Origin of the sequence: Kitasatospora sp. SC0581 (genome assembly GCF_048159585.1) — a bacterium.
Classification (GTDB): domain Bacteria; phylum Actinomycetota; class Actinomycetes; order Streptomycetales; family Streptomycetaceae; genus Kitasatospora.
In genome coordinates this window covers 1-25,040 of record NZ_JBLRWA010000045.1, presented here as the reverse complement: position 1 = coordinate 25,040, position 25,040 = coordinate 1, and the positions used below count along the sequence as shown (strand labels likewise).

Sequence of the window (25,040 nt, the reverse complement as noted above, 5' to 3'; positions counted from 1 at the left end):
GGGGGTTAGCCGAGGCGCAGTGTCACCCGTTCGGATTCGGTCCGCTTCTCCCACTGCCCGGCGTCCAGCGCCTGCGAGTTGCGGCAGAGCACCACCGAGGCGCCGGCCGCCAGCGGCGCCAGCAGACCGGCCTCCAGACCGGTCCAGTCGTCGTACGAGAGGGTGGACAGCACGCGGTCGCCGGGCTTCAGGCCGAGCCGTGCCGCCCCCTCCCGGGCCAGCGCCACGGTCTGCTCGCCCGTCAGCTTCAGCGGCAGCCCGTCCACCGCGGTCTCCAGCGCCGGCCCCTCCGGGGCGACGGGGGAGTACGGGGCGAAGCGGTCGCCCTGGCCGGGCACCTCGGCGGCGTAGTCGAGGAAGCCGTCCGGGCGCTGCGGGAAGCGGCCGCCGAGCGGACGCAGGGCGAGCGCGACCCGCTCGCCCTCGCAGGCCTGGGCGGCCTCCAGCCCGTCCGGGCCGCTGACCACCAGGTCGGCGGCGGCCGGGTCGCCGCCCGGCACCGCCGTCACCCCGACCGACCAGCAGGCCAGCAGCCAGACGGCGCTCTGCCAGTGGGCGGGCAGCAGCAGCGCCGCCCGGTCGCCGGGGCCGGCGTTCAGCTCGTCCTGGAGGAGGTTGGCCGTCTTGGCCACCCAGTTGTCGAAGGTCCGGGCGGACAGCTCCACCCGTTCGCCGGTGGCGTCGTCGTAGAAGGTGACCAGAGGGGCCGCGGGATCGACCGAAGGCGTGCCGCCGCGCAGGAATGCGTGCAGCAGCTCGACGGGGGTGCGGGCGTCGGCAGCGAAGGGCGCAGTCATGGTGCGCCCCAGCCTACGGCCTTCGGGTGGGAGGTCGGGAGGGGCGGCCGAACGGGCGCGGAGCGGCGTGGCGGGCGGTCCGGTTTGCGGCGACGATCCGGTTTATGCGCCTCTCACTTCCGGCCGCCCTGCTCGCCGGCTGCACCGCCGCCCTCCTGCTCCAGCCCGCCGCCGGTGCGACCCCCTCGTCCGCCCCGCGCCGCCACGACTTCGCCGGCGGCGGCTCCACCACCACGCTCCCGCTGCCCGCCGGGACCGGCCTCGCCCCGCGCGGCACCGCACCGTTCGAACTCCTCGGCCTCGGCTGGGACGGCCCGGCGGACGCACTCGCCGGCGCGGTGCTCCGGGTCCGCACCCGGGACGCCGCCACCGGCCGCTGGAGCGGCTGGCACCGGCTGGAGGCCGACGCCGAGGACGGCCCCGACCACACGGCGCACGGCGCCACCGCCCCGCTCTGGACCGGCCGCAGCGACGGCGTCGCCGTCGAGTTCCGGCCCGGGCCCGCCGGAGCACCGCCCGGACTGCGGCTCGACCTGGTCGACCCGGGACACGGCGCCGCCCCGGCCGCCGTACGGACCCTGCCCGCGGAACCGCCGACCGCGCCGCCCGCCGGGCCGGCCAAGGGACAGGCCCCGCGCCCGAGGATCGTCACCCGGGCCGGCTGGGGCGCCGACGAGTCGCTGCGCGACCCGGAATTCGAGTACACCGGCCCGGTCCGCGAGGTCTTCGTCCACCACACCGCCACCACCACCGACTACGCCTGCGCCGACGCGCCCCGGGTGGTCCGGGCGATCTACCAGTACCACGTGAAGACCAACGGCTGGCGGGACATCGGCTACAACTTCCTGGTCGACCGCTGCGGCACCGTCTACGAGGGCCGGGCCGGCGGCGTCGACCAGCCCGTCCACGGCGCCCACACCCTCGGCTTCAACACCGACTCCGCCGGCGTCGCCGCCCTCGGCACCTACACCGGCGACCAGCCGTCCCGCCCCCTCCTCGACAGCCTCGCCGCCCTCGCCGCCTGGAAGCTCGGCCTCGCCGCCCGCCCCGCCGACGGCCGCGCCCGCCTCACCTCCTCCTCGGACGCCAGCCGCTACCCCAAGGGCAGCACCGTCGACTTCGACGCCGTCTCCGGCCACCGCGACGCCTTCGACACCGAGTGCCCCGGCAACGCCCTCTACGCCCGCCTCCCCGCCCTGCGCGCCGCGGCGGCCCGCCTCCAGACCCGCTGACCCCGGGGCCCTCCGCCGTCCCTCCCGCGCTGTCCGACCCCCCGCGTATCGTTCATGTCCGGAGGCGACCCGGGAGGCGACGGCGGTGGAAGCGGTACGGCGCTGGCGCCCGGGCTTCCCGCTGGACGTCGCCCGCACCCTGCTCCCGCTGCGCCGCGGCCCCGCCGACCCGGCGTACCGCAGCACCGGCGACGGCGCCGTCTGGCGCGCCTCCCGCACCCCGGGCGGCATCGGCACCCTGCGGGTGCTGCCGCGTCCGGCCGCCGGCGAGGTCGAGGCGAGCGCCTGGGGCCCCGGCGCGGAGTGGCTCCTCGACCGCCTCCCCGCCCTGCTCGGTGCCGAGGACGCCCCGGAGGCGCTGGTCCTGCCGCCCGGCCCGCTGCGGGACGCCCAGCGCCGTACCGCCGGGGTCCGACTGACCAGGACGGGCCTGGTGCTGGAGTCGCTGGTCCCGGCGATCCTGGAGCAGAAGGTCACCACCGACGAGGCGTACCGCGCCTGGCGCCTCCTGCTGCGGGACTTCGGCACCCCGGCGCCGGGCCCGGCCGAGGGCATGCGGGTGGCGCCGTCGGCCCGCGAGTGGGCACTGGTGCCGAGCTGGGAGTGGCACCGGGCGGGCGTGGACCCGAAGCGCTCGGGCACGGTCGTGCGCGCCGTCCGCCTGGCGCCGCGACTTGAGGAGGCCTCGGCCATGGGCCACGAGGAGGCCTTCGCCCGCCTCACCGCCGTCCCCGGCATCGGGCCCTGGACGGCCGCCGAGACGCTGCAGCGCAGCAACGGCGACCCGGACGCGGTCTCGGTCGGGGACTTCCACCTGCCCGACCTGGTCGGCTGGGCGCTGGCCGGCCGCCCCCGCAGCGACGACGCCCAGATGCTCGCGCTCCTGGAGCCCTACCGCCCCCAGCGCCACCGGGTCTGCCGCCTCCTGCTGGCCACGGCCGCCCACGCCCCCCGCTACGGCCCCCGGCTGACTCCCAACGACCACCGCCACCGCTGACCCCGGCGGCTGCCGCTACCGGACGGTGATGAAGGCCCCCGCGTCGCGTTCCGGACGGACCTTCGGCGCCTCCGCCGGCCGGCCGACGGCGACGGCGCCCATCGGGTCCCACCCCTGCGGGAGGTCCAGCGCCTCCCGCACGGTGTCGCGGCAGAACATGGTGGACGAGACCCAGGCGGAGCCGTACCCCTCGCCGGTGAGCGCGACCAGCAGGTTCTGCACGGCGGCGCCGGCGGCGACGGTGAACATCTCCCGTTCGGCGGCGGCCCGGCGCGGGTCCGGGTAGTCGTGCGAGCCGTCCGTCACCAGGCAGGGCACCACCAGGTACGGGGCGTCGCGCAGGACGTCGCCGCGGGCGGTGCGCCGGGCGATCTTCGCCTCGTCCCAGCCGTCGAGTTCGCGCAGGTCGCGCTGCCAGGCGGCGAGCATCGCGTCGAGCAGCCGGACCCGGGTGTCCGCCGACTCCAGCAGCACGAACCGCCAGGGCGTGGTGTGGTGCGGGGCGGGCGCGGTGACGGCGGCGGCGACGGCGCGGCGGACGGCGGCCGGGTCGACCGGCTCGGTGGTGAAGGAGCGGACGGTGCGCCGCAGGGTGACGGCCTGCCGCAGCGCCTCGGAGGTGCCGAGCCGGAACATGTCGTCGACGGCGGGCCGGACCAGCGGCCGGGCGCCCTCACCGTCCTCGGCGGTGACGAGGTGTCCGAGTCCGCGCACGACGGCGACCGGGACGCCACTGGCCTTGCCCTTCACCAGGTCGGCGGCGGCGGCGAGTTCGTCGGCCGTCGCGGTGACGGTCATCTCCAGCCGGTTGCCGTGGCTGTCGGTGCGGCCGCGGTGGTCCTCCAGGACGGAGAGGCCGGCGGCGCCGATCGCCACGTCGGTCAGCCCGTTGCGCCAGGGCCGGCCGAAGGTGTCGGTGACGACGACGGCGAGCCGGCGGCCGGTCAGCCGCTGGAGCCGGGCCCGCAGCGCCCGGGCGGAGGCGTCCGGGTCCTCGGGCAGCAGCAGCACGGTGCCGGGGGCGGTGTTGGAGGCGTCGACCCCGGCGGCGGCCATGACGAGGCCGTTGCGGTTCTCCACGATCCGGACCGGCCCGCGCCGGGCGACCACCCGGACGGTCTCGGCGTCGATCGCGGCCTCGCGGTCGGCGGCGTGCAGCAGCCTGCCCTCGGCCTTGCTGACGATCTTCGAGGTGACCAGCAGGATGTCGCCGTCCTGGTACGTCCCCGCCTTGGCGATGAGCTCGCCGAGGTCCGCCCCGGCCGCGACCTCGGGCAGCCCCTCGACGCCGAGGACCTCCAGCGTCACTTGCGCACCTGCTCGGCCAGCGCGAGCGCCGCCCGCGCCATCTTGGCGGTGGCCTCGACGTCGGTCATCAGCAGCGGGACGGCCCGGCAGGCGATCCCGGCGGCCTCGACGGCGGCCACCGAGGCCTCGTCCACGGTGTCCACCAGCCATCCGTCGACGAGCGCCGCGCCGTAGTCGAGCGCGACCGCCTCCGCCGTGGCCTCGACGCCGACGGCGGCGAGCACCTTGTCGGCCATACCGCGCACCGGCGCCCCGCCGATGATCGGGGAGAGCCCGACCACCGGCGCGGGCGCGGCGGCGACCGCCTCCCGGATGCCGGGGACGGCGAGGATGGTGCCGATCGAGACCACCGGGTTGGACGGCGGGAAGAGGATGACGTCCGCCTCGGCGATCGCCTCCAGCACACCGGGCGCGGGCTTGGCGGTGTCCGCGCCGACCGGGACGATCGCCTCGGCGTCCACCTCGGCGTGCAGCCGGACCCAGTACTCCTGGAAGTGGACCGCCCGGGTGCCCTGCTCGTCGGTGATCCGCACGTGGGTCTCGACCCGGTCGTCGCTCATCGGCAGCAGCCGCACGCCCGGCTTCCAGCGCACGCACAGCGCCTCGGTGACCTGGCTGAGGCTGTACCCGGCGGTGAGCATCTGGCTGCGCACGAGGTGGGTGGCGAAGTCGCGGTCGCCGAGCCCGAACCACTCGGGGCCGACGCCGTACTCCTTCATCTCGGCCTTGATGGACCAGGTCTCGTCGGTCCGGCCCCAGCCCTGTTCCTCGTGGATGCCGCCGCCGAGGGTGTACATCACGGTGTCGAGGTCGGGGCAGACCTTGAGGCCGTAGAGGTGGATGTCGTCGCCGGTGTTGCCGATGACGGTGATCTCGTCCTGCGGTCCGACCGCCGCGAGGAGTCCGCGCAGGAAGCGCGCCCCGCCGATTCCGCCTGCCAGTGCCACGATGCGCATGGGGTTCATCCTGCCACGGTCCGACTTTCCGTCAGCCGTGATCAGTGCGACCCGGCCTGCGCCTGCCGCCCGGTGTGCTGCTCCTGGTGCTGCTCGGGGACGGCGGTGGCGCCGTACTGGTTCATCTCGGTCAGGCCGGGGGCGTAGAGGTGGATGGAGACGGCGGGTTCGAGCGCGCCGTTGACGACCTCGTGCAGGTAGCCGGAGGAGAACACCCGCTGCCCGCCGGGCCGCAGGGTGCGGGCGATCGCGCCGCTGGGGTCGCCCCCGGCCGAGGGCTGGGGGAGGGTGAGGGAGCGCTCGATCAGCTCGCCCCGGACGACGCTCATCACGCCGGAGGACTCGCCGTGGTCGTGGAAGCCGCTGGACTGCCCGGGCAGCCAGCTGAGCAGCCAGACCTCGTAGCCGGGGCCGGTCTCCAGCCGGGCGTACCAGCGGGTCAGCGCGTCGTAGCGGACCAGCGGCTCCCAGCGGGAGCGGTCGGCGGCGATCTCGCGCACCAGCCGGGCGTACTCGGCGACGGTGGTGGGGTGGGCGGGCAGGTCGGTGCGCGCCAGGTGCGGGAAGGCGAGCGGGTCGCCGGCGATGGAGACGTCGCTGAGGCCGTCGGCCCACTGGCGGGTCCGGGCGTCGGCGGGGGTGCCGGTGCGGACGGTGGCGGGGCCACGGCGGGAGAGCTTGTTGCGGTCGCGGTTCCGCTTGCGGATGCGGATCATGCGCACGGGAGTCGTCCTCGGAAGGGTCGGCCGGTTCGTCGGGATCGGCCGGATCCGGGATGTCCTGGGACGGGAATCGCGGGCGGCCTCTGTGCTTCCTGGGGGCGGCGCGCGGTGGGACGCGGGCGCCTAGATACAGCAGGAACAGAGGCGACAACAAGAGTTCACGGCACGGCGGAGCGTGGAACCGCTCCGGGGGCTGGCGAACTCTGACATAGGAGCAAGGACACCGCATCCGCAGGGGCGGTGTCAAACCGAAGGATGCGGCATTCGAGTGGGTTAGGTCCGGATCTTTCCCTGATGGGGTGATTCATCACTCTCTATGTTTCGATGGGAAGATCGCCGGGAAGGCAGGCCGATGACCGGCCTGTGACGGTGACCGAGCGTCACCCGGTGAATGGTTGCGGATGGTTCGGCACCGTTCAGGACCTTGAGGTGGAAGGTCCGATGTGTCCGGATATGTACACTATTCGTAACGGCTTGGTGCCAGGGAGTGAATCCCAGCCCCAATACCAGAGCTCGGCTTGACTGGGCCAGAGTGACGCAACTGTAATTTCACTCGTGTCGTCAGCCGCACGAGGCAACGGCAACCACGGGGACGCCAAGTAGGGGCAGAGGAGGCGCGCCACATGAGCGAGCTCTTTGAGCTGTTGATCGGGGACGGCATCGCGGAGGACGAGGAGGAACTCGGCTGGCAGGAGCGCGCGTTGTGCGCCCAGACCGACCCCGAGTCCTTCTTCCCCGAGAAGGGCGGCTCGACCCGCGAGGCCAAGAAGGTCTGCCTCGCCTGCGAGGTCCGTTCCGAGTGCCTGGAGTACGCCCTCGCCAATGACGAGCGTTTCGGCATCTGGGGCGGCCTCTCCGAGCGCGAGCGCCGTCGGCTCAAGAAGAGCGCGGTCTGACCGGGCGGCCCCCGCCCCCCGCTGACCCTTCGACAGCGACGGACAACCGCACAGCTGTACGGGCGCCTCACCGCGGTGGTGGGGCGCTTTCGTGTTCCCGGGGCCCCTTCACCGTCCCCGCACGCACACCCCGGACGAAGCGGCCACCCGGAGCCGTTAGTGTGGTGCGCCATCCGGTTGCCGTTCACCGGCTGTGTCCACCGAGAACTGGGGCCCGCGCACGCGATGACCGTCTACAGCCACCAGAGCGGCTCCACCGCTTCCCGGCCGCCCGCCTATCCGCGCCACCTGGTCACCGCCGTGATCGTCTCGCACGACGGCGCCCGCTGGCTCCCGCGGGCCATGGCCGGCCTGCTCGGTCAGGACCGCCAGGTCCAGCGCGTCCTCGCGGTCGACACCGGATCCACCGACAACTCTCCGCAACTGCTCGCGGACACCCTCGCCGACTGGCTGCCCGAGAGCGGACCGCTGGTCCTCGGCCGCCGGGCCGGCTTCGGCACCGCCGTCCACGAGGCCGTGGCGGGCAGCGCGCCCCTGCGCCCGGAGGACCTCCCGTACCGGCTCGACCCCTCCGGCTACGACCCGGTCACCGGCGGCTGGGACGACTTCGGCGACCCGCTCGCCCAGGAGGACGACCTCGGCCGCGGCGGCCCGCGCGAGACCCGGCCGGTCGAGTGGCTCTGGCTGCTGCACGACGACTGCGAGCCGCAGACCGACGCCCTGCGCCGACTGCTCCAGGTCGCCGACTCCACCCCCAGCGCCGCCGTGGTCGGCCCCAAGCTGCGCAGCTGGTACGACCGCCGCCAGCTCCTCGAGGTCGGCGTCACCATCGCCCGCTCCGGCCGCCGCTGGACCGGCCTCGACCGCCGCGAGCAGGACCAGGGCCAGCACGACCAGGTCCGCCCGGTGCTCGCCGTCTCCAGCGCCGGCATGCTGGTGCGCCGGGACGTCTTCGAGGAGCTCGGCGGCTTCGACCGGGCCCTCCCGCTGATGCGGGACGACACCGACTTCTGCTGGCGGGTCAACGCCGCCGGCCACCGCGTGGTGGTCGCCCCCGACGCCGTGCTGCGGCACGCCGAGGCGGCCGCCCGCGAGCGCCGGGCGATCGACTGCGGCCCCGCCCATCCGCACCGGATGGACAAGGCCGGCGCCGTCTACACCCTGCTCACCAACTGCAAGGGCGCGCTCTTCCCCTACGTCCTGCTGCGGCTGGTGCTCGGCACCCTGCTGCGGGCCGTCACCAACCTGCTCGGCAAGGACCCGCGCCAGGCCTTCGACGAACTCGCCGGCCTCGGCCACGAACTCGTCCGCTTCCCACGGCTGTTGGCCGGGCGTAAACGCCGCGCCAAGTCCCGGTCGGCGGACGCCCTGGACGACCGCACGCTCTTCCCGGCCCCCGGCGCCACCACCCGGCTGGCGGTCGAGGGCGTCGTCGGCTCGCTCGGGATAGGGGGCGGCGACGACACCGGCCGGCACGGCTCGGCCGAGGCCGGCGGCGACGAGGACGCCGAGGACCTGGTCGTCGAGCAGTTCGCCCTGCTCAAGAAGCTCGCCCGGCGCCCGGCGCCGGTGCTGTTCGCGGCCCTGCTGGTGTTCGCCCTGATCGCCTGCTGCGGCCTGCTCGGCAGCGGCGAGCTGTTCGGCGGCGCCCTGCTGCCGGCGGCCGACGGGGCCGGCGGCCTCTGGTCGATGTACGCGGACGCCTGGCACCCGGTCGGCACCGGGTCCACCGCCGCCGCACCGCCGTACCTCGGCGTGCTCGCGGTGCTCTCCTGGATCCTGTTCGACCACGCCGACCTCGCGCTCACCCTGCTTGTGGTGCTCTCCGTCCCGCTCTCCGCGGTCAGCGCCTACCTGGTGTCCCGGCCGCTGCTGGACTCCAAGCTGGTCCGCGCCTGGGCCAGCGCCACCTACGCGCTGCTGCCCGCCGCGACCGGCGCGCTCGCCCAGGGCCGGATCGGCACCGCCGTGCTCGCCGTGCTGCTGCCGCCGCTGGCCCGCGCCGCGGCCATCGCGGCCGGCCTCGGCATCCGCGCCGAGAGCGCCGCCAAGGGCGCCCGCCCGGGCTGGCGCCCGGTCTGGATGACCGTCCTGCTGCTCACCCTGGCCACCGCCTTCGTCCCGATAACGTGGGCGCTCGCGGTGCCGCTCTGCCTGGCGATGCTGGTCGTCGGGGTGCTGCGCGGCAGCGCCTTCGGCTCCGGCGGTGCGGCCCTGCGGCCGCTCGGCCTGCGCGTCCTGGTGATCCTGGCGGTGCCGGTCGCGGTGCTGGCCCCGTGGTCGCTCAAGGTGCTGTCGCACCCGCAGTGGCTGCTGCTGGAGGCCGGGCTGCCCGGTCTGCACGGCACCGGCGCGAGCGCGGCCGGCCTGCTGCTGGTCAACCCGGGCGGCGCCGGGGTGCCGCCGGTCTGGCTCTCGGCGGGTGTCGTGCTGGCCGCCCTGGCCGCGCTGCTGCGCGCCGACCGCCGCCGTGCGGTGCTCGTCGCCTGGGGCGCGGCCGGCGCCGGCCTGGTCTTCTCGGTCGTGGTGGCGGGCACCTCCGTCACCCCGGCCTCCGGCGGTCCGGCGGTGCCCGCCTGGACCGGCCCGGCGACCCTGATCGCCGGGCTCGCCCTGCTCGCCGCCGCCGCGATCGGCGCCGACGGCGCCAACGCCCGCGTCGCCGGGATCGCCTTCGGCTGGCGCCAGCCGGTGGCCGCCCTGGTGGTGGCCTCGGCCGTGCTGGCCCCGCTGGGCACCGGCCTGTGGTGGGCGCTGACCGGCGCCGGCGGGCCGCTGCACCGCGGCCAGGCCGACCAGGTCCCCGCGTTCATCGCCGAGGAGGCCGGCACCACCGACCGGGCCCGCACCCTGGTCGTCACCGGGGAGAAGGGCGGCGGCGCGGTCCGCTACACCGTGCTGCGCGGCGCCGGTCTGACGCTCGGCCAGGCCGAGTCCACCGTCGACCCGGCGACCGGCACCCAGGACGGCCTGAACAAGATGGTCGGCAGCCTGCTGGCCGGCTCCGGCGCCGACCAGGCGAGTGCCCTGGCCGGCTATGGCATCGCCTACGTGCTGGTCCAGCAGCCGGTGATCGACGCCTTCAAGGACGTCCTGGACACCACCCCCGGCCTGGTCAAGGCCAACCAGGACGGCGCCGCCGCGCTCTGGCAGGTCAACGGCACCCCCGCGGTCCGCGCGGTGATCACCGCCCCGGGGGCCACCCCGGTGGTCGTCCCGTCCGGGGCCCGCGACCTGTCCGCCACCGTCCCGGCCGGCCCGGACGGCCGGGTGCTGCGGCTCGCCGAGTCCGCCGCCCCGGAGTGGAAGGCCACCGTCAACGGCACCGCGCTGGAGCCCACCACGGTCGACGGCTGGGCGCAGGGCTTCAAGCTCCCGGCCGCCGGCGGCAAGCTGGCCGTCACCCGCGAGGGCGGCGCCGCCCACACCGGCTGGATCTGGGCCCAGGTGCTGCTCGGCCTCACCATCCTGGTGCTGGCCCTGCCCGGCCGCCGCAGCCACAAGGACGACGACCTGCCGGAGGAGGCCGTCGCCACCGCCGCGCTGGCCGCCGCCGCCCAGGCGCAGGCCCCCGCCCCCGGCAGCCGCCGGGCCCGCCGGATGGCCGAGCGCGGCGAGGGCGCGGAGGGCGCCGAGGGCGGTGCCGAGGAGTCCGGGGTGTACGACCGGCCGGGCGCGATCCCGGCCCAGCCGAGCTCCGAGCCGGTGACCGGCGCCGTCCAGGCGGCCGCCGCCATCCAGGACGCCGAGCAGTACACGGACCCGTACCAGGCGTACCAGCAGGCCGACCCGTACAGCTACGACCAGTACGCGGCCCAGCAGCCGGTCGCCGCGCCGTACGGCGGCCAGGGCTACGACACCCAGGGGTACGACGCCCACGGGTACGGCCGGCAGCAGGGCTACGAGCAGCCGTACCAGCCCGAGCAGCAGCCGTACTACGAGGTCCACGGCTACGACGGCGGGCAGCAGCCCGAGCAGCAGCAGCCCTGGCTGCCCGGCCAGCCCCAGGGCGAGGCCCCGTACGACCCGAACGACCCCAACGGCCCCGGCCGGTACCCGCACCAGCACGGATCGGGGAGCTGACCCGCGATGAAGAAGCCCGCATTCAGGAAGAAGTCCGGCGCCGGCGAGGCCGCCGAGCCGGCCGGGCCCGCCGTCGCGGCGGAGCCGTCCGGCCCGGCCCGGACGTCCCGCCCCGGCCGCGGCCGCGGCCCGCTCGCCGGGCGAGCCGGAGGAGCCGAGGGGGCCGGAGCAGCCGGGTCCGGCGGGGCGGCGAAGACCACCCAGTCCCTGCTCGCCGCGGCCGTGGTGCTCGCGGCGGTGTTCGGGATCGCCCAGGTGCGCCCGCCGGCCGCCCCGGCCAAGGCCGGCACCGGAGCCGCCGCGACCACCGCGCAGGTCGAGCGGACCTCGGTGGTCTGCCCGCAGCCGGTCCAGGGCCTGACCGGCTCGACCACGCTCACCGCCTACACCCCGCCCGGGACGGGCTCCGCCACCGGCGGGGCCGGCTGGCTCTCCGACGCGGCCGCGCCCGCCGTGCCCGCCGCCCAGCCGACCACCGCCCCCGCGGCCCCGGCCGCCGCCACCCCGGCCCCGACCGGCTCGGGCGCCCCGGGCGCCCCGGTCCAGGACAAGAACGCGGCGCCCGCCGACGCCCGGCTGACCGTGCCCAAGCCCGGCACCCCGGCCACCGGCCCGGCCGCCAACGGCGACGCCGCGCCCGGCACCGGGGCCGTCGCCACCGGCGCCCTCGCCCCCGGCTTCACCGTCACCCAGACCACGGTGGTCACCGAGCAGCGCGGCCTCGGCCTGTCCGGCCTCACCTGCACCCCGGCCGCGACCAGCTTCTGGTTCGCCGGGGCCAGCACCGCCGCCGACCGGGTCGACTACCTCAGCCTGGTCAACACCGAGTCCGCCGCCGCGGTGGTGGACATCAAGCTGTACGGCGACAAGGGCCTGATCGACAACGACGCCGCCAACGGGATCACCGTCTCGCCCGGCAGCTCCCAGGCCGTCCTGCTGTCGACCCTCACCAAGGGCGCGGTCGCCGACCTCGCGGTGCACGTGGTGGTGCGCTCCGGGCGGGTCGGTGCCGCGCTGCACGCCGCCGACGGCGGCAAGGGCGCCGACTGGGTCCCCGCCTCGGACGCCCCGGCCCCGGTCCAGGTGATGCCCGGCCTGCCCGCCGACACCGCCTCCGCCCGCCTGGTGGTCTGGGCGCCGCCGGAGGACGACGCCGACCTGAAGATCCAGCTGTCCGGCAAGAACGGCTGGTTCAGCCCGGCCGGCAACGAGTCGATCCACGTCAAGGCGGGCATGGTGGCCGCCGTCGACCTCGGCAAGCTCACCCGGGACGAGGTCGCCGGGCTGCGGCTGTCGCCCAGCGACGACAAGCACCGCACCCCGGTCGTGGCCGGGCTGCGGGTCGACCGGGCGGCGGCCAACGGCAAGACCGACGCGGCCTGGCTGACCGGCAGCGACCCGGTCGGCGCCCGCGCCACCGTCGCCGACAACCGGGCCGGCGCCTCCACGCTCTACCTGACCTCCAGCGGCGAGGCCGCCACCGTCCGGGTCACCGCCTCGGCCGGCAGCGGCGGCGGCACCCCGGCCACCAAGGAGGTCCAGCTGCCGGCCGGCGGCACGGTCGCCCTCCCGGCGCCCGAGCCCGCCGGGCTGAACGGCGTCTTCGCGCTCACCGTGGAGACCGTCTCCGGCGGCCCGGTGGTGGCCGCCCGGATGCTCTCCCTGCCGGCCAAGGACGTGCCGATGTTCACCGTCCAGGCGATGCGCGACGACCGCAGCACCGTCAAGGTCCCGCAGGCCGGCCAGGACCCGGGTGTCGTCCTGCGCTGAGCGCGCCGAGCGGGGCCCGCGCCGGACACCCGGCGCGGGCCCCGACCCGTCTCAGTCCTCGTCGTAGCGCGGGTCGATGGCGTCCGGCGACAGCCCGAGCAGCTCCGCGACCTGTTCGATCAGGATCTCGTGCACCAGCGCCGCGCGGTCCTCCCGGGTCTTCGCCCGGATCTCCACCGGCCGCCGGTACACCACGATCTGGCTCTTGCGCCCCTGCTGGCCCGGCGACACCCGCCCCAGCGGCACGCCGTCCTCGGCGTCGGCGCCGTCCGGCTCGTGCAGCGGCACCTCCTGGACGGCGAACTCCACCTCGATCAACTGCGGCCAACGCCGTTCGAGGCGCTCCACCGACTCGCGCACGTAGTCGTCGAACAGTTCGGAGCGGGTGAGCGAGATCGGCACCTGGGGCGGCGCCAGCGGGCCGCGCAGGCCCCGCCCGTGCCGGTCGCGGTGCCGGGGGCGGCGCGCCGGGCCTGTCGATGACTGCGGTGCGGAGCTGTCCATATCACTGCCGAGGGTAGTCCTTGGACGGTCGGAAGTGGACCACTCCGACCGGGAATCGCACGGGGCGTCGGATACGCGGACCCGGCGCCCGCGGGGCGACACGGCACCCCCTCCGGGCAGGCGGTCTTCGCTCCCCGGCGGGGAGTGCGGTACCGTCCACCCTCGTGAGCTCTGTACGTCGTTGTTCGCGGACCGCGTGCGGCCGGCCGGCCGTCGCGACGCTGACGTACGTCTACGCGGACTCCACCGCCGTCCTCGGGCCGCTCGCCACCTACGCCGAGCCGCACTGCTACGACCTGTGCGCCGAGCACGCCGAGCGGCTCACCGCCCCGCGCGGCTGGGAGGTCGTCCGGCTCGCCGCCGAGGCCGGGCCGCTGCGCCGCAGCAGCGACGACCTGGAGGCGCTGGCCAACGCCGTGCGCGAGGCCGCCCGCCCGCAGACCCCCCGTCAGGGCCGCGGCTTCGAGGGCGAGTCCACCGAGGGCGGCCGCCGCGGCCACCTCCGGGTGCTGCGCTCGCCCGACAACTGACACCCCTCCCGGTACGGGGCGTCCCCGGTCCTGGCACGGGGCGTTCGTCCGGCCCGGGTACGCTGCCCGTCTACCGTCACCGCGCCCGTCGACCGACGCGCGGTGGCCCCGACGTTTCGTGATCAGTCCTAAAACCAGGGTGGAGCCGCAGTGCGCGACCTCAAGCAGCTCGTGAAGGCGTACGACGTCCGAGGCGTTGTCCCGGACCAGTGGGACGAGAGCCTGTCCCGGGCCTTCGGTGCCGCATTCGTGCAGGTCACCGGCGCGACCGCGATCGTGGTCGGGCACGACATGCGGCCCTCCTCGCCGTCGCTGAGCCTGGCCTTCGCCGAGGGCGCCGCGGCCTACGGCGCCGACGTGGTGCAGATCGGGCTGTGCTCCACCGACCAGCTGTACTACGCCAGCGGCAAGCTCGACCTGCCCGGCGCGATGTTCACCGCCAGCCACAACCCGGCCCAGTACAACGGCATCAAGCTGTGCCGGGCCGGCGCGGCCCCGGTCGGCCAGGACACCGGCCTGTCCGAGATCCGCGAGCTGGTCGAGTCCTGGACCGCCGAGGACGACACCGTCACCGTCCCGGCCAGGGACGTGAAGCCGGGCGCGCTGTCCGCCCAGGACACCCTGCGCGGCTACGCCGACCACCTGCTGGGCCTGGTCGACCTCACCGCGATCCGCCCGCTCAAGGTCGTGGTGGACGCCGGCAACGGCATGGGCGGCCACACCGTGCCGACCGTCTTCGACGGCCTGCCGATCGAGCTCGTCCCGATGTACTTCGAGCTGGACGGCACCTTCCCGAACCACGAGGCCAACCCGCTCGACCCGAAGAACCTGGTCGACCTCCAGGCCAAGGTCCGCGAGGTCGGCGCCGACGTGGGCCTCGCCTTCGACGGCGACGCCGACCGCTGCTTCGTCGTGGACGAGCGCGGCGAGCCGGTCTCCCCGTCGGCGATCACCGCCCTGGTCGCCGTCCGCGAGATCGCCCGCGCCCGGGCCGCCGGCGAGGCCGAGCCGACCGTCATCCACAACCTGATCACCTCCTGGACCGTCCCCGAGGTGGTCCGCGAGCTCGGCGCCAAGCCGGTGCGCACCCGGGTCGGCCACTCCTTCATCAAGCAGGAGATGGCCGAGACCGACGCCGTCTTCGGCGGCGAGCACTCCGCGCACTACTACTTCCGCGACTTCTGGCGCGCCGACACCGGCATGCTGGCCGCGCTGCACGTGCTGGCCGCGCTCGGCGGGCAGCCGTCCGCGCTGTCCGGGCTCACCGCCGAGTACGACCGCTACGCCGCCTCCGGCGAGATCAACAGCACCGTGGCCGACCAGGCCGCCAGCACCGCCGCCGTCCGCGCCGCCTACGCGGGCGGGGAGGGCGCCACGGTGGACGAGCTGGACGGCCTGACCGTGGCCGGCCCGGACTGGTGGTTCAACCTGCGCGCCTCCAACACCGAGCCGCTGCTGCGCCTGAACGTCGAGGCCAAGGACCCGGCGAAGATGGCCGAGCTGCGCGACGGCGTGCTCGCCGTCGTCCGCGGCTGAGCCCCTCGCCCGACGCCCCGCCCGAGCCCCCGACCGGGCTCGCGCCCGCGCGGAGCGCCTGAACACGGGCCCCGGTGCCCCGGCCGGTAGGGTTTCCTATCGGCCGGGGCACCTCCGTGCCACCCCCGAACCTTGGAGAGCCCCATGAAGCTCGAATCCTTCCTGCTGGAGATCCTGGTCTGCCCGCAGTGCCGGGCCGCGCTCGTCGAGGGCGGCACCGAGGAGCAGCCCGAGCTGGTCTGCACCGGCGCGGACTGCGGCCTCGCGTACCCGGTCCGCGAGGGCATTCCGGTCCTCCTGGTGGACGAGGCCCGCCGCCCGGCCTGATCCTGGGGGCGACGCCCGGGACGAAGCCCGGGCGGAAGCCCCGGGACGAAGCCGCCCCGACCGCCCCGACCGCCCGTCCAGGACCGCAGCCGGAGGTTCGCCGCATGCTCGACGACACCCTGCTCGACGACCCGGCCGCCCTCCAGCGCGCCGACCACGACCGCGCCCTGCTGGCCCTGGCCGGCGCCGGTGCGCGGGTCCGCACCGCGCTGCGGCAGGCCGAGGCGGCCGGCCTCGACCGGCTGCGTCCGGACGGCCGCCCGCGTGCCGTCCTGGTCGCCGGGCACGGCAGCGCGCTGACCGCCGCCGAGATGCTCTCGGCGCTGGCCGGTACGAGCTCCCTGGTCACCCCGCTGCCGCCGACCGAGGCCGCCGCCCCGCGCGCCGACCGGGCCGGCGCCCCGCCCGCCTTCACCGCCGGGCTCGGCTGGCAGCTGCCCGGCTGGGCCGGCCCGCTGGACCTGCTGGTGATCAGCTCCGCCGACGGCGGCGAGCAGGGCCTGGTCGCCCTCGCCGAGCAGGCGTACGCGCGCGGCTGCGCGATCGTGGTGACCGCCCCGGCCGGCAGCGCGCTGGCCGAGGCCGCGCTGCAGGTGCGCGCGCTGCCGCTGCCGTTCGTGGCCTCGGTGCTGCCCGAGGACCTCGCGCCCGTGACGGCCGTCGAGCCGGACCTGCCGGCCGAGGACCCGGCGGCGCTCTGGTCCCACCTCGCCCCGCTGCTGGCGCTCGCCCAGAAGATCGGCCTCACCCAGCTCCCGTACGACGCGCTGCCGGCCCTCGCCGACCTGCTGGACGCCGCCGCGGTGCGCTGCCGCCCGGACGCCGCCGCGTACACCAACCCGGCGAAGGGCCTGGCCGCCCGGCTGGCCGGGACGGTCCCGCTGCTGTGGGCCGAGGGCCCGATCGCCGGGGCGGCCGCCACCCGGTTCGCCGCCCAGCTGGCCGACCGGGCCGGGCGTCCGGCGCTGGCCGGGCCGCTGCCGCAGGTGCTCACCGCCCACCGCGGCATGTTCACCGGGCAGTTGGGCGCGGGCGCCGATCCGGACGACTTCTTCCGCGACCGGGTCGAGGAGCCGGACCCGCTGCACCTCCAGGTCCTGCTGCTGCGGCACGCCCCCGGCGCGGCCGGCCCGGCGGCGCCGGACGAGCAGGACGGCCCGGCCGAGGTGCCGGAGGAGGACGCCGGGCCGCGCAGCTTCGGCGTCTCCCGGGCGCACCGGCTGGCCGCCGCGCACGACGTCCGGCTGACCGAGTACGCGAGCACCCGGCCGGACGCGCTGCACGCGCTGGCCGACCTGGTCGCGCTGACCGACTTCGCCGCCGTCTACCTGGGGCTCGCCGCCGCGCAGTCCTGAGACGGTCGGCCGATCGGGCCCCCGGGGCCGGTACGGTAAGCGCTCGACGACGCCGACCGACCCGTGAGGACCTGGAAGCATGAGCACCGAAGGCGGTACCAAGGCACTGATCGCGGCGCTGTCCGCGAACCTGGCGATCGCCGTGGCCAAGTTCACCGCCTTCGGCTTCACCGGCTCCTCCTCGATGCTGGCCGAGGGCGTGCACTCGGTGGCCGACTCCGGCAACCAGGTGCTGCTGCTGATCGGCGGCAAGCGGGCGCGCCGGGCGGCCGACGAGGAGCACCCCTTCGGGTACGGCCGCGAGCGCTACGTGTACGGCTTCCTGGTGGCCATCGTGCTGTTCAGCGTCGGCGGCCTGTTCGCGGTCTACGAGGGCTGGCACAAGATCAGCCACCCGGAGGCGCTGGACGCCTGGGGCTGGGCGGTCGGCGTGCTGGTCTTCGCCATCGGCATGGAGGGCTGGTCCTTCCTGACCGCGATGCGGGAGTCGGAGAAGGCCAAGGGCAAGCAGAGCTGGACCCAGTTCATCCGCACCGCCAAGGCGCCGGAGCTGCCGGTGGTGCTGCTGGAGGACACCGGCGCGCTGATCGGCCTGGTGCTCGCGCTGTTCGGCGTCGGGCTCACCGTGATCACCGGCGACGGCGTCTGGGACGGCATCGGCACCCTGTGCATCGGCCTCCTGCTGGTGGTGATCGCCGTGGTGCTCGCCCTGGAGACCAAGTCGCTGCTGCTCGGCGAGTCGGCCGACAAGGACTCGGTGCGCCGGATCCGGGAGGCGCTGGTGGACGGCGAGGCGGTCACCCGGGTGATCCACATGCGCACCCTGCACCTCGGTCCGGAGGAGCTGCTGGTCGCGGCCAAGATCGCCGTCAACGCGGAGGACAGCGCCGCCCGGGTCGCGGAGGCGATCGACGCCGCCGAGTCGCGGGTCCGCGCGGTCGTCCCGATCGCCCGGGCGATCTACCTGGAGCCCGACGTGTACAGCGCCGAGAAGGCCGCGGCGGGCGACGACCCGGCCGCCACGCCCGGCGGCCCCGGCCCGGGCGGCGCGCACTGACCCCTCCCGCGCACCGACCTGTCCCGCACACCGGCCCGTCCTGGGGCCCGGCTTGAGAGCGGGTCGGACCGGGGGCCGAAATCGGTCATCGGCGGACGGCCGGCGGGGCCATCGGTGTAGATTCGTCACCAGAGCCAGAACGTCGCTGCTGATGGCGGTCGATCGGCGGTCCGCACCCCGCGGGGCGCGCGCCGGTCGAGGGAGAGAGGTCCTCCGACGGTTTGTGCTGCGCAACGGGAAGCCGGTCCACCACCACGGACCCGGCGGTCCCGGCGTGGCCGTGCACCCGTACGGCCTGACGCACGCGACGCACGCCCGGACCTATGGCCCCACCCCCATCAGCGAGGAGCAGACGCATGTCGACCGACATCACCGGTGACTTCAAGGTCGCCGACCTTTCCCTGGCGCCGTTCGGCCGCAAGGAGATCCAGCTGGCCGAGCACGAGATGCCCGGTCTGATGGCGATCCGCGCCGAGTACGCCGAGGCGCAGCCGCTGGCCGGCGCCCGCATCACCGGCTCGCTGCACATGACCATCCAGACCGCCGTGCTGATCGAGACCCTGACGGCGCTCGGTGCCGAGGTCCGCTGGTGCTCCTGCAACATCTTCTCCACCCAGGACCACGCGGCCGCCGCCATCGCCGTCGGCCCGGAGGGCACCCCGGAGAACCCGCAGGGCGTGCCGGTCTTCGCCTGGAAGGGCGAGACCCTGGAGGAGTACTGGTGGTGCACCGAGCAGGCCCTGACCTGGCCTGACGGCAAGACCCCGAACATGATCCTGGACGACGGCGGCGACGCCACCCTGCTGATCCACAAGGGCGTCGAGTTCGAGAAGGCCGGCGTCGCGCCGGACCCGTCCACCGCGGACAACGACGAGTTCCGGATCATCCTGGAGCTGCTCAACCGCACCCTCAAGGACACCCCGAACAAGTGGACCGAGGTCGCCTCCACGATCAAGGGCGTGACCGAGGAGACCACCACCGGTGTCCACCGCCTGTACGAGATGCACCGTGACGGCCAGCTGCTGTTCCCGGCCATCAACGTCAACGACTCGGTCACCAAGTCGAAGTTCGACAACAAGTACGGCTGCCGCCACTCGCTGATCGACGGCATCAACCGCGCCACCGACGTCCTGATCGGCGGCAAGGTCGCGGTCGTCTGCGGCTACGGCGACGTCGGCAAGGGCTGCGCCGAGTCGCTGCGCGGCCAGGGCGCCCGCGTGATCGTCACCGAGATCGACCCGATCTGCGCGCTGCAGGCGGCGATGGACGGCTACCAGGTCACCACCCTGGAGGAGGTCGTGGAGATCGCCGACATCTTCATCACCACGACCGGCAACAAGGACATCATCATGGCCTCGCACATGGCCCGGATGAAGCACCAGGCCATCGTCGGCAACATCGGCCACTTCGACAACGAGATCGACATGGCCGGCCTGGCCAAGCTCGACGGCGTCGTGAAGACCGAGGTCAAGCCGCAGGTCCACGAGTGGCGCAAGGCCGACGGCCGCACCATCATCGTCCTCTCCGAGGGCCGCCTGCTGAACCTGGGCAACGCGACCGGCCACCCGTCCTTCGTGATGTCCAACTCCTTCGCCAACCAGACGATCGCCCAGATCGAGCTGTTCACGAAGACCGAGCAGTACCCGATCGGCGTCTACGTGCTGCCGAAGCACCTGGACGAGAAGGTCGCCCGCCTGCACCTCGACGCGCTGGGCGTGAAGCTGACCACCCTGAGCCAGGAGCAGGCCGACTACATCGGCGTCCCGGTCGAGGGCCCGTTCAAGTCGGAGCAGTACCGCTACTGACCGATCAGCGGATCCGACGGCCGGCGCCCTCCCCTCCGGGGGCGCCGGCCGTCGGCGTTCCGCCGGGGCGGTTCAGCGGGTCCAGGAGGCCTCGTCCGCGCCGAGCACCTCGAACCGCTCGAGCAGACCCGCCAGTCCGCCGGCCCCCTGGACGGACGGGAGCCCCGCCGCGGTGCCGTTGGCGCAGAGCTGGACGCCCTTCTCGACCCGGCACACCGGGGTGCCGCCGTTCGGCCGGCCGTCCGCGAACTTCCCGAAGCCGTCCGGCTGGACCGTGACGCTCAGCCACTTGTCGCCGACGGTGTACGACAGGATGGCGCTCCACGGGGGCTCGGAGTCCCTGGTGGGCCGGTGGACCTCGGCGTTCCGCAGCCCGAGGTCGGCGGGCAGGCCGGTCGGGCGCACCGGGAACGGGACGTCCCGGTCGCCGAACTCGGCGCCGGCCGCGACCCGGAGCAGGTCGTCCTGGACCTTCGCGTCCAGCCACAGGGTGGCGGTCAGCTGGGCCCAGCGGCCGGAGGCGGTCAGCCAGCGCAGCCCGCCCAGGGATCCCGACGCGTCGGTGAGCAGCCACTGGGCCTCCCGGCCGGCGACCGGGGGCGCGGGGGCGATGTGCTGTCCGGGGGCGGGGGACTCGCCGGGGCCGCGCAGCAGCTCCAGCTTCAGGGCGGGGGTCGCGTTGAGGACGGCGGTGGTGGTGGCCGCGGTGGCGACGGAACGGCTGTCGCTGTTCGCGTAGCCGACGGCCGGCCGGGCCAGCCACGACGGCAGCCAGCCGAAGCGGGCCTCGGCGCTCAGCGGACCGGTCTTCGCCGCCGGGGTCGGTGCGGCCGTCGGTGACGGCGCGAGCGAGACCGGGGCGGTGGGCGCGGGGACGGCCGGCGCGGGCGGCGCCCCGGCCGGGCGCAGCAGCAGGACGCCGGCCAGGACGGCGGCGGTCGACCCGGCCACCACACCGACCAGGGCCTGCCGGCGGCGGCGCAGCCGGACCCGGCCGCGGGCGATCACCGCCGAGGTGTCGAGTGCGGCGGGCGGCGCCGGGGCCTCGGCGAGGGCGCTCAGCCGGGCGGTCAGATCACGCTGCTCGTGCGACCTCATGACGTCCTCTCGGCGGTGGTGGGACGGGGGGAGAGCGTCGTCCGGAGGGTGGCGAGCGCCCGTGAGGTCTGGCTCTTCACGTTGCCCGAGGAGCAGCTCATCGCATCGGCGGTCTGATCGACCGTGAGGTCGCAGTAGTACCGGAGCACCACGGTGGCCCGCTGCTTGGGCGGCAGCGCGGCCAGCGCCTTGCGCAGGTCGAGCCGGGCGTCGAGGTCGGCGGCCACCGACGCCACGTCCACCGGCGCCGCGGTCCGTGACGTCCGCCGCCACCAGGACGAGCGCTGCTCGGCGAGGAAGGTGTTGACCAGCACCCTGCGGGCGTAGCCGTCCAGGTTCTCGACCCGGCCGGCCCGCGACCAGTTCACGTACAGCTTGGTCGCGCACTCCTGCACCAGGTCGTCGGCCCGGTGCCAGTCCCCGCACAGCAGATAGGCGACCTTGCGCAGCCAGCCGCTCCTGGAGGCCACGTACTCCGTGAACTCCACGTCGCGCGTCTGCTTCGCCATCCGCACCCCCTCTCGTCGTGGTGGCGGCGCACCGGCGCGCCGTCCGCCCCTCTAATGCGGGCACCGGCCGGAACGTTGCACGCGAACCGCGCACGTAGGCTTTCCGGCATGCCCAACGGCCGGTACTCGCTCCACGACCCGCACGACCACGTCCCGCTCGGGGAGGAACGCTTCAGTTGCGCCCCCGGGGCGGCCGGGTGGCGGTACGTCTCCAAGACCTACGCGCCGGACGGCCGGGTGCTCGGCAGCACCGACCTGACGCTGGACTCGCGCGCCCGGCCGCTGCGGCTGGAGCTGCGGGCCGGCGGCTGGCAGGTGCGCGGCGGGGCGGTGGACGGGGTGGCCTGGGTCCGGACCGACGCGGCCGACCCCGGCGGCGAGCTCGCGGCGGAGGGCCACGACCGGGCGCACGCCTTCACCGGCCGCTCGCCGGGCTTCCTGGTCGCCACCGCCCGGCTGCTGCGGCTGCGGGAGGGGGCGAGCGCGCGGGTGCGGCTGGTGGCCTTCACCGAGCCGGTGCTGGCGCCGCGCACCCTCGACCAGGGGTGGCTGCTGGAGGGCGTCGACACCCACGAGACGGATTCGGGGCCGCTGCTGGTCGAGCGGTACCAGGTGGCGGACCTGGAGACGGGCGAGCAGCAGGTCGTGCACCTGGCGGGCGACGTGGTGCTGGCGGCGGAGGGGATCGAGCTGGAGGAGCTGGAGTCGCCGCCGAACGCCTGGCGGGTGGGGGCGGAGGAGGAGTAGCGGGCCTTCGCGGCCGGGGCCCGTGCGGCAGGGCTGCTGCGGCCAGGGCGGTTCGCCTCAGGCGGGCGGGGCGAAGCCGCTGCCGGCGGCGGGCTTGTCGAAGGACGGGGCCGTCGGGGCGGTCGGTGCGGCTGCCGGGGCTGCGGCGGGGGCCGGGGGAGCCGTGGGCGCGGGCTGCTGGGTCGGCAGGCCGAGGACCCGGACGGGCCGTCCGTCGGCCGGGCCGGTCGGAGCCGGCGCGGGGAGCGGACCGGAGGCCGGGCGGGGAGCGGGCACCTGGGCGGGCACCTGGGCGGGTACCGGTCGGCCGGGTATCGGCCCGGCCGCCCACAGCTGCTGCTGGGCCCGCGTCCACTCCCGCCGCTGGCGCTCGGTGAGCACCGCGCCCAGGTACGCCGCCGGGTGCAGCCCCGGCGCGATCGGGTGGCCGATCAGGGCGGACAGGTCCTCCGCCAGCCGGGTGGACATCCGGTGCATCACCGCCGGGTCCAACTGGCTCGTCCGGCCGAGCAGTTGGCGGACGGCCAGCCAGAGCGGCTCAGGTACCGCGGACAGGTCCATCGCGACCAGCTCGTGGCCCATCGACTGGAGCAGGTGCGGGTGCACCGGCGGCAGCGGGGTGGCGGAGCCGCCCGCACCCGGGGTGCGCTCGCGGACGACCACCGTCCCGGCGAAGATGTCGCCGAGCCGCTTGCCGTCCGAGTGCACCGCCGAGGTGATCACGGCCGGGGCGCCGGTCAGCACGATCATCTCGAAGAAGCCGACCAGCCCGCGCACCAGCGAGTGCCGGAAGCGCACAGGCCCGCCGTCGGTGCGCACCACGCGCAGGCCGAGCGCGGCCTTGCCGAGCGAGCGGCCGCGGGTGAGGGTCTCGACCATCACGGGCACGGCGACCAGGAAGAACACCATCAGGCCGATCATCGTGGCGGCCAGGGCCGCGCCGTCGAGCCCGATCAGCGCGAGGCTCAGCAGCAGCGTGAACACCAGCAGGGCGGCGAACTCCACCAGCAGGTCGATCACGATCGCCAGGGCCCTGCTCGGAAGCTTCGCCGTCTGCAGGCCGAGGACGACCGCCTCACCCGTCACCAGGTCGCTCAAGACACCTGTCCGTTCACGTTCTTGGAGCCGGTACGGCTCGCCCATGGGGATCCGGCGCCTGGGAGGGCGGCGGTGCCGGGGGAGGGAACCACCCCGGACCGGCTCCCCGTGACGCGCTCTCCGCAGTCTGATCCGCAGCCGCAAACATACGGGGCCCGGTGGGCGCACGGGAAGTGAGATCCCGACGGCCGGGGCGGCGGCCGCTGCTGGCATGCTGGGCCGCGCGTGTCCGCCCGGACCCGCCAGCCCGGACCCGCCCGCCCGCGGACCCGCCCGCGCACGCACGTCCGCGCCCGCCGCCGATCTATGGAGCCGCCGAAATGGACCTGGACGTCTTCGTCGCCACCCACCAGGGGGAGTGGGCCCGACTGGACGCCCTCGCCCGCCGGCGCCGGCTCGGCGGGGAGGAGGCCGACGAGCTGGTCACGCTCTACCAGCGCGCCACCGGACACCTCGCCAAGGTCCAGGCCGCCGCGCCGGACCCGGCCCTGGTGAGCCGGCTGACCGGCCTGGTCTCCCGCGCCCGCAGCGCGGTGACCGGCGCCCGGACCAACGGCTGGCAGGACGTCGCCCGCTACTACACGGTGAGCTTCCCGGCCGCGCTCTACCGCTCGCGCCGCTGGTGGGTGCCGGTGGCGGTGGTCTCGATGGTCGCCACCGCACTGCTCGCCTGGTGGATGGCCACCCACCCCGAGGTCCGCAACAGCCTGGTCGCGCCCGAACACCTCCAGGAGCTGACCCGCCCCGGCGGCCAGTACGAGACGTACTACTCGGACCGGCCGGCCAGCTCCTTCGCGGCACAGGTCTGGACGAACAACGCCTGGATCGCCGTGCAGTGCCTGCTGTTCGGGATCGCGTTGGGCATTCCGGTGCTCTACGTGATGTGGACCAACGTGCTCAACCTCGGCATCGGCGTCGGGCTGATGGCCTCCGCCGGTCGCCTCGACGTCTTCCTCGGCCTGCTCATCCCGCACGGCCTGCTGGAGCTGACCGCGGTCTTCGTGGCCGGCGGCCTCGGGCTGCGCCTCGGCTGGACCGTCATCGACCCCGGCCCGCGCACCCGCTCGGTGGCCCTGGCGGAACAGGGCCGCGCGATCATCGGCATGTCGATCGGCCTGGCGACGGTCCTGGCGGTCTCCGGCGTCCTCGAAGCCTTCGTGACCCCGTCCGGCCTGCCGACCTGGGCCCGCATCTCCATCGGTGTGCTGGCCGAGGCGGCCTTCCTCCTCTATGCCCTGGTGCTGGGCCGGCGGGCCGCCGGGGACGGGGAGTTCGGCGATCTGGACGCGGCCGACCGGGCGGACCTCCAGCCCGTCGCGGCCTGAGCCGATGTGATCGACAGGTCTCTGACCTGCTAGTCTTCTACTCGTCCGGCCAAAACCATTGACGTGGTGAGGGTGGGCTAGTAGGTTTGAACGGTTGGGACTGACTGGACAACGGTCGGTCCCGGGCGTTAGTGTCTACGACACCGCCGAATCGAGGCGAGCGTGTTCCACGGAATACGCGTCCTCTGACGAAGCAAAATCCCACGGACGGATCACTCCGAAAGCCTTGATAGGCTTCGGAACGAAGTTCGCAGGAAATCCCCCCAGCGGGAATCGGATGAATGAAGCGCCGGTAAACGGAGCGGAAAACGTCTGGTAAGCTGGAAACACGAAAGAACGAAGCCCGGAGGGTCCGCTGGAAGGCGGTCCGAAGGAAGCGTCCGTTCCT

At 75.0% G+C, this 25,040-nt stretch carries 22 protein-coding genes; 13 read left to right on the top strand and 9 right to left on the bottom strand.

Annotation, left to right across the window (positions count from 1 at the left end; all coding sequences use genetic code 11):
• Positions 1-5: 5 nt before the first annotated feature.
• Positions 6-797, bottom strand: coding sequence for a TIGR03089 family protein (locus ACLWS4_RS35735; RefSeq protein ID WP_049660500.1), 792 nt, complete (start codon positions 795-797; stop codon positions 6-8).
• Positions 798-901: 104 nt separating this feature from the next.
• On the opposite strand from ACLWS4_RS35735, the gene ACLWS4_RS35730 reads away from it, so the two are divergent.
• A complete protein-coding gene (locus ACLWS4_RS35730) occupies positions 902-2,029 on the top strand; it encodes a peptidoglycan recognition protein (protein ID WP_416876316.1) in 1,128 nt (375 codons plus the stop codon).
• Positions 2,030-2,114: 85 nt separating this feature from the next.
• A complete protein-coding gene (locus ACLWS4_RS35725) occupies positions 2,115-3,026 on the top strand; it encodes a DNA-3-methyladenine glycosylase family protein (RefSeq protein ID WP_117488087.1) in 912 nt (303 codons plus the stop codon).
• Positions 3,027-3,041: 15 nt separating this feature from the next.
• On the opposite strand, the gene ACLWS4_RS35720 is transcribed toward ACLWS4_RS35725, so the two are convergent.
• From ACLWS4_RS35720 to ACLWS4_RS35710, 3 genes are read right to left on the bottom strand one after another with little or no spacing between them, the layout of a single operon-like run.
• Positions 3,042-4,334, bottom strand: a complete 1,293-nt coding sequence (locus tag ACLWS4_RS35720; RefSeq protein ID WP_388052208.1) for a coenzyme F420-0:L-glutamate ligase — start codon at positions 4,332-4,334, stop codon at positions 3,042-3,044.
• Positions 4,331-5,290: a 2-phospho-L-lactate transferase gene (gene cofD / locus ACLWS4_RS35715; RefSeq protein ID WP_416876315.1), complete on the bottom strand. Its 960-nt coding sequence runs from the start codon at positions 5,288-5,290 to the stop codon at positions 4,331-4,333. The genes ACLWS4_RS35720 and cofD overlap by 4 nt, the downstream gene beginning before the upstream one ends.
• 41 nt (positions 5,291-5,331) lie before the next feature.
• Positions 5,332-6,012 carry a cysteine dioxygenase gene (locus ACLWS4_RS35710; RefSeq protein WP_234348590.1) on the bottom strand — a complete coding sequence of 227 codons (681 nt, stop codon included), beginning with the start codon at positions 6,010-6,012 and terminating at the stop codon, positions 5,332-5,334.
• A gap of 623 nt (positions 6,013-6,635) precedes the next feature.
• On the opposite strand from ACLWS4_RS35710, the gene ACLWS4_RS35705 reads away from it, so the two are divergent.
• The 3 genes from ACLWS4_RS35705 to ACLWS4_RS35695 all read left to right on the top strand — a co-directional run bounded on the left by ACLWS4_RS35705 (position 6,636) and on the right by ACLWS4_RS35695 (position 12,761).
• The gene (locus ACLWS4_RS35705; protein WP_030062195.1) at positions 6,636-6,908 is read left to right on the top strand and encodes a WhiB family transcriptional regulator; all 273 of its coding nucleotides are present in this window, start codon (positions 6,636-6,638) and stop codon (positions 6,906-6,908) included.
• Positions 6,909-7,133: 225 nt separating this feature from the next.
• Complete coding sequence (locus ACLWS4_RS35700; RefSeq protein ID WP_416876314.1) at positions 7,134-10,991, top strand: glycosyltransferase; 3,858 nt, start codon at positions 7,134-7,136, stop codon at positions 10,989-10,991.
• A gap of 6 nt (positions 10,992-10,997) precedes the next feature.
• On the top strand, positions 10,998-12,761 hold the full coding sequence (locus ACLWS4_RS35695; protein WP_416876313.1) for a DUF5719 family protein: 1,764 nt from the start codon (positions 10,998-11,000) through the stop codon (positions 12,759-12,761).
• 51 nt (positions 12,762-12,812) lie between these two features.
• Here the strand turns inward: ACLWS4_RS35695 and ACLWS4_RS35690 are convergent, their stop codons facing one another.
• Positions 12,813-13,265 (bottom strand): metallopeptidase family protein, encoded by a 453-nt coding sequence (locus tag ACLWS4_RS35690; RefSeq protein ID WP_049659268.1) that lies wholly within the window; start codon positions 13,263-13,265, stop codon positions 12,813-12,815.
• Positions 13,266-13,429: 164 nt separating this feature from the next.
• On the opposite strand from ACLWS4_RS35690, the gene ACLWS4_RS35685 reads away from it, so the two are divergent.
• The 6 genes from ACLWS4_RS35685 (at position 13,430) to ahcY (ending at position 19,875) form a co-directional block, all read left to right on the top strand.
• Positions 13,430-13,795, top strand: a complete 366-nt coding sequence (locus ACLWS4_RS35685; RefSeq protein WP_049659269.1) for a DUF3499 domain-containing protein — start codon at positions 13,430-13,432, stop codon at positions 13,793-13,795.
• Positions 13,796-13,945: 150 nt separating this feature from the next.
• Positions 13,946-15,331, top strand: a complete 1,386-nt coding sequence (locus ACLWS4_RS35680; RefSeq protein ID WP_416876312.1) for a phosphomannomutase/phosphoglucomutase — start codon at positions 13,946-13,948, stop codon at positions 15,329-15,331.
• 144 nt (positions 15,332-15,475) lie between these two features.
• Positions 15,476-15,658: a Trm112 family protein gene (locus ACLWS4_RS35675; protein WP_049659271.1), complete on the top strand. Its 183-nt coding sequence runs from the start codon at positions 15,476-15,478 to the stop codon at positions 15,656-15,658.
• A 104-nt stretch (positions 15,659-15,762) separates the two neighbouring features.
• Positions 15,763-17,013, top strand: coding sequence for an SIS domain-containing protein (locus tag ACLWS4_RS35670; RefSeq protein WP_375877529.1), 1,251 nt, complete (start codon positions 15,763-15,765; stop codon positions 17,011-17,013).
• 79 nt (positions 17,014-17,092) lie between these two features.
• Complete coding sequence (locus ACLWS4_RS35665; protein WP_416876311.1) at positions 17,093-18,070, top strand: cation diffusion facilitator family transporter; 978 nt, start codon at positions 17,093-17,095, stop codon at positions 18,068-18,070.
• Between the two features lie 356 nt (positions 18,071-18,426).
• Positions 18,427-19,875: an adenosylhomocysteinase gene (gene ahcY / locus ACLWS4_RS35660; RefSeq protein WP_049659437.1), complete on the top strand. Its 1,449-nt coding sequence runs from the start codon at positions 18,427-18,429 to the stop codon at positions 19,873-19,875.
• Positions 19,876-19,947: 72 nt separating this feature from the next.
• Here ahcY and ACLWS4_RS35655 read toward each other — a convergent pair whose 3' ends face one another.
• Together ACLWS4_RS35655 and ACLWS4_RS35650 are read right to left on the bottom strand one after the other, a co-directional pair.
• The gene (locus ACLWS4_RS35655) at positions 19,948-20,973 is read right to left on the bottom strand and encodes a hypothetical protein (RefSeq protein ID WP_416876310.1); all 1,026 of its coding nucleotides are present in this window, start codon (positions 20,971-20,973) and stop codon (positions 19,948-19,950) included.
• A complete protein-coding gene (locus ACLWS4_RS35650) occupies positions 20,970-21,482 on the bottom strand; it encodes a SigE family RNA polymerase sigma factor (protein WP_049661338.1) in 513 nt (170 codons plus the stop codon). The genes ACLWS4_RS35655 and ACLWS4_RS35650 overlap by 4 nt, the downstream gene beginning before the upstream one ends.
• 108 nt (positions 21,483-21,590) lie before the next feature.
• Between ACLWS4_RS35650 and ACLWS4_RS35645 the strand changes: the two genes are divergently transcribed.
• Positions 21,591-22,229 carry a hypothetical protein gene (locus tag ACLWS4_RS35645; RefSeq protein WP_416876309.1) on the top strand — a complete coding sequence of 213 codons (639 nt, stop codon included), beginning with the start codon at positions 21,591-21,593 and terminating at the stop codon, positions 22,227-22,229.
• 57 nt (positions 22,230-22,286) lie between these two features.
• Here the strand turns inward: ACLWS4_RS35645 and ACLWS4_RS35640 are convergent, their stop codons facing one another.
• Positions 22,287-23,327 (bottom strand): RDD family protein, encoded by a 1,041-nt coding sequence (locus ACLWS4_RS35640; protein ID WP_416876308.1) that lies wholly within the window; start codon positions 23,325-23,327, stop codon positions 22,287-22,289.
• Positions 23,328-23,647: 320 nt separating this feature from the next.
• Between ACLWS4_RS35640 and ACLWS4_RS35635 the strand changes: the two genes are divergently transcribed.
• The gene (locus ACLWS4_RS35635; RefSeq protein WP_049660346.1) at positions 23,648-24,652 is read left to right on the top strand and encodes a stage II sporulation protein M; all 1,005 of its coding nucleotides are present in this window, start codon (positions 23,648-23,650) and stop codon (positions 24,650-24,652) included.
• Between the two features lie 135 nt (positions 24,653-24,787).
• On the opposite strand, the gene ACLWS4_RS35630 is transcribed toward ACLWS4_RS35635, so the two are convergent.
• Positions 24,788-25,040, bottom strand: a 253-nt coding sequence (locus ACLWS4_RS35630) for a hypothetical protein (protein WP_416876307.1), incomplete at its 5' end; no start/stop codon positions are given.